This is a genomic window from Kitasatospora sp. NPDC007106, assembly GCF_040634455.1.
Classification (GTDB): domain Bacteria; phylum Actinomycetota; class Actinomycetes; order Streptomycetales; family Streptomycetaceae; genus Kitasatospora; species Kitasatospora arboriphila.
Genome location: NZ_JBEYFP010000527.1, coordinates 1 through 4,228, shown reverse-complemented (window position 1 = coordinate 4,228; position 4,228 = coordinate 1). Strand labels below are relative to the sequence as shown.

At 75.4% G+C, this 4,228-nt stretch carries 4 protein-coding genes; 1 reads left to right on the top strand and 3 read right to left on the bottom strand.

The genetic code is table 11. The features are described 5' to 3' along the window. Positions 1–56: 56 nt before the first annotated feature. From ABZ641_RS27685 to ABZ641_RS27675, 3 genes are all read right to left on the bottom strand, one after another. Positions 57–1,328 (bottom strand): MFS transporter, encoded by a 1,272-nt coding sequence (locus ABZ641_RS27685; RefSeq protein WP_359985949.1) that lies wholly within the window; start codon positions 1,326–1,328, stop codon positions 57–59. A 26-nt stretch (positions 1,329–1,354) separates the two neighbouring features. Further along, positions 1,355–2,551 (bottom strand): radical SAM protein, encoded by a 1,197-nt coding sequence (locus tag ABZ641_RS27680; RefSeq protein WP_359985946.1) that lies wholly within the window; start codon positions 2,549–2,551, stop codon positions 1,355–1,357. 68 nt (positions 2,552–2,619) lie between these two features. After that, positions 2,620–2,901 (bottom strand): hypothetical protein, encoded by a 282-nt coding sequence (locus ABZ641_RS27675; protein ID WP_344627555.1) that lies wholly within the window; start codon positions 2,899–2,901, stop codon positions 2,620–2,622. 317 nt (positions 2,902–3,218) lie between these two features. Here ABZ641_RS27675 and ABZ641_RS27670 point away from each other — a divergent pair. Beyond that, on the top strand, positions 3,219–4,228 hold a 1,010-nt coding region (locus ABZ641_RS27670; protein WP_359985943.1), incomplete at its 3' end, for a radical SAM protein.

Below are 4,228 nucleotides of genomic sequence, written 5' to 3'. Positions count from 1 at the left end.
GCTTTCGGCCGAAGGCCGGGAGGTGCCCCCACGCGCCCCCGAGGTGATTGCCCATCTCAGGCGGCGACGGCGGTGCCCTCACCCGGGGCGGGCTCCGGGGCGGTCTCGGCGGCCGGTTCCTGCCGGGGCGTGCCGAGGCCGGACTCGCGGAGCATCGGGACGGCGGCGACCGCGGTGGTGACGGCTATCAGGGCGGCGATCAGCAGCCAGGTCTGCGGGATGCCGAGGCCTTCCAGGGCGATGCCGGTGAGGGCGGGGCCGACGGCGGCGAGTCCGGCGATCAGCAGGTCGGCGGCGGTGCTGACCCGGCCGAGCAGGTGCCGCGGGGACTGGCTGATGAGTGCCTGGCCGACCACGATGCCGGCGGGCGGGGTGAGCAGGATCAGCAGGACGAGCAGCGGGCCGACCACCCAGGGCAGCGCGGTGAAGGCGATCACGGCGGTGCCGGCGGCCCACACCGCGCCGATGGCCAGGAAGAGCTGCCCCGGCCTGAGCACCTTGAGGACGCGCGGTGCGGCGAGCGAGCCGAGCACGGCGCCGACGCCGGCGCAGGCAAGCACGGTGCCGATCGCGGTGCCGCCGCTGCCGCCGTCCCGGAGGGTGACGACCATGGCGACCTCGGAGGCGGCGCCGACCAGGTTGAGCAGGGCACCGAAGAGCAGGGCGCGCAGCAGGGCGGGCTGCCGGAGCAGCCAGCGCAGGCCGGCGGTGGGGCTGTTGTCGGTGCGGGTGCCGGGTTCGGCGGGGGCGGGGCGGGTGGCCATCCGCAGCAGCAGCACGGCGGAGACGGCGTAGGAGGCGGCGTCCGCGGTGAACGGCAGGATCCGGTCGACGGTGAACAGCCAGCCGCCGAGGAAGGGGCCGAGCAGGGAGGCGGCGGCCATCGCGGCCTGGTCCTTGGCGAGCGCGTCGGAGAGGTGCTCCTCGGCGACGACGTCCCGGACGGCGATGGTGGAGGCGGGGGCGAACACCGCGGTGGCCACGCCCTCGACGACGGCGACGGCGAGCAGCTGCGGGTAGCCGAGCACGCCGAGTCCGGCGGCGGCCGGGACGGAGCCGACGGCGACCAGGCGGACGAGGTCGGCGCCGAGCATCAGCCGCCGACGGTCGACCTTGTCGGCGAGCTGTCCGGCGGGGATCCGCAGCAGCATCCTGGTCAGCAGTGAGCAGCTGGCCACCAGTCCGGCCTGGGCGGCGCCGCCGCCGAGGGAGAGCACGAGCAGCGGGAACGCGATCAGGGACATCTGGGAGCCGAGCGTCGACAGGGCCGAGCCGATCCAGTACCGCCTGAAGTCCCGGTTCGCGCTCAGCACTCCGGGGTCAGCCATCGTCCACCTCCGAGGTTGTGCCGGCGTCAGAGTCGGCCGGCCGTGTGCAGCAGGTCGAGCAGGGCCGCGTCGACCTCGTCCTGGAAGACGGCCAGTGCGGCGGCGTTCTCGCCGTGCTGGTACTGGTCGTCGCAGGTGATCCAGCGGCCCTCGGTGCGGTCGGCGGGCAGGTAGCCGTCGGCGAGGGTGCCGACCTCCCAGCCGGGCCGGCCGGCGGTCTCCCAGCAGCTGGAGAGCACGCCGTCGGCGTTGACCACCGCGCCGTAGCGGCCGTCCTGGTAGGTGCAGGCCTGGCAGCCGTCGTTGGGGCGCGGCCGGGTCAGCGCGAAGCCGAGTTCCAGGGCGCGGGCGTGCCAGCGGGTGAAGTCCGCGGCGAGGCCGCTGCCGTAGGCGAGTTCGTTGCCGTAGCCGACGCCGACGTCGCCGACCAGGGCGAACTGCAGTCCGCAGCGGGCCGGGTCGAGGCCGGCGGCGAGGCGTTCCAGCAGGGCGTCCATGCCGTGCCGGTTGTGGTGCGAGACGTTGATCCGCAGGTGCCAGCGGATCGACTCGGCGGCCGCCATCGCCTTGGCCACGTTGTGCACGATGGCGTCGAAGGTGCCGCCGCCGGAGCGGCGGATCCGGATCGCGTCGTGCTCCTCGCGGTCGCCGTCGAAGGTGATCTGGACGGACCTGAGACCGGCCGCGTTCAGCTCCTTGGCGATCAGCGGGGTGAGCATCGTGCCGTTGGAGATCATGCCGGCCTCCAGCTCGCCCAACTCGGCCGCCCGGTGGAGCAGTTCCCGGGCGCCGCGGAAGTTGAGCAGCGGCTCGCCGCCGAACAGCATCACGGCCAGCCGGTCGAGTCCGGCCTCGGCCATCCGCTGCCGGGTGAAGTCGAGGACCTCGCCGATCATCTCGGAGGTCAGCCGGGCGTGCTTGATCCGCGGCGGCCGGTTGCCGCCCTTCGGGTCCTGCCCGGTGTTCTGGAAGCAGTAGCCGCAGCCGAGGTTGCAGTCGGTGCTGGTGAGCACCGTCAGCGAGTAGGAGCGGAAGGCCCTGGCGTCGAGCAGGCCGGTGTCCCGCAGCCGCTGCTCGGCCGCGGGTGCGAGGCCGCCGTCCGGGCCGACCTGGCCGGGACGGAGCCGGGCGACTCCCCCGTCGCCGAGGAACCACCAGCCGGCGTCGGCCCTGCGGAGCAGGCGGTACCGGTCGGGGCGGAGGGCGGGCTGGGTTGCGGGCACGGTGACCTCCATGGGCCTGGGAAGGGGGACGGGGCCCGCCGGTCGGCGGGCCCCGTTGGCCGGGTCGATCAGTTCGCGGTGCCGGTGTTGATGATGCACCAGGGGGTGTCCTCGGCGTCCGCGCTGTGGGCGACGACCTCGACGTCCTCGTCGTCCAGCTTGGTGGTGCCGGTGTTGATGACGCACCACGGGGTGTCCTCGGTCTCGCCGCTGTGGGCGACGACCTCGACGTCCTCGTCGACGTTGGTCTTGCCGGTGTTGATGACGCACCAGGGGGTGTCCTCGGCGTCGCCGCTGTGCGCCACGACCTCGACGTCCTCGTCGCGGGTGGGCTCGGTGTTCTCGGCCATGGTGGTCTCCAGTCCTGGTTCGGCGGGCGGGCCCGGTCGGCGCACCCGGCTCGGTGCTGCGGCCGGCGGTTCGTCCGCCGACACCGAGAAAGCTAGGAACGCCCGGCACGGCGGCGGTTCAGCCGCGGTACAGGACGGCCCTTGCGCAGGTCGGGGCCGGTGTCGGTCCTCCGGCGGTGGCGCCGCGGCACCGTCGGGGACCGCCCCGCACCCGCCGTGGCCTGCGGATGTACCGGATCCGGGGCACCGCCGAACCGGCCGCCGACCGCGGACGGGCACCGTGGCGGGGACGGCCCTGCTGCGGGAAGAGGTGGACGATGGACCTGGCCGAACTCGTGGGCCTGCGCCCGACGCCCTGCGCCGGCCTGCTGCTGACGCTCACCCGCCGCTGCCCGCTCAGCTGTGCGCACTGCTCGACCGCCTCCGACATGCGGGGCGCCGACCCGCCGGAGGGCGGACTGCTGCGCCTCGTCCGGTCGTTCACCGCGGCCGACCGGCCGGAGCTGGTGCTGCTGACCGGCGGAGAGCCGCTGCTGCGGCCCGAGCTGGTCGCCGAACTCGCGGATGCCGCACGGGTGTCCGGGGCGCGGACGGCGGTGCTCAGCGGGATGTTCTTCGCCCGCGGCGGCCGCGTCCCCCGCCGGATCGCGGCGGCGGTCGGCCGGGTCGACCACTTCTCCGCCAGCCTGGACGCCTTCCACGAACGGGAGGTGCCGCGCGCGGACGTCTTCACCGTGCTGCGCACCGTGCTGGACGGCGGGGTCCCGGTGAGCCTGCACCTGACCGGCGGCGGCCCGGACGACCCGTACCTCGCCGAGGTCACCGGGCAGGTCCGCCAGGTCTTCGGCGACGCCGTGCCGATGCTGGTCAACGAGGTGCGCGCGGTCGGCCGGGCGGCGGGCTGGGCGGCCCGGCAGTCCGCACCGGGCCCGGACGGCCGGCCGGTGCCCTGCGCGATGGCCGCCTGGCCGGTGGTCGCCGCGGACGGCGCCGTGCTCGCCTGCTGCAACCAGCAGGTGGTGGACCGGCGCCCCGTCCCCGCGCACCTGCTGCTCGGCCACACCGACCGCGACGACTGGGCCGCCGTACGGCGCCGGGCGCTGACCGGGCCGGTGCTGCGGATGGTCCGCGCGGTCGGCGCCCCGCACCTGTACGCCCGCTTCGGCACGGCGACGGACTGCACCGGCACCTGCGCCGGCTGCCGCGCCCTGCCCGACCACCCGGCGGTGTACGCGGCCGCCGCCCGCACGGGCGCCGGGCCGGTCGGCGAACTGCTCGACCTGCAGGCCGCGCACGCCCAGGCGGCCGGGCCGGCCGCCCTGGTCCG

What these genes read in the sequence shown, in the direction of transcription:
- ABZ641_RS27685 (WP_359985949.1), bottom strand. Translation starts at nt 1,328, where the DNA reads ATGGCTGACCCCGGAGTGCTGAGCGCGAACCGGGACTTCAGGCGGTAC.
- ABZ641_RS27675 (WP_344627555.1), bottom strand. Translation starts at nt 2,901, where the DNA reads ATGGCCGAGAACACCGAGCCCACCCGCGACGAGGACGTCGAGGTCGTG.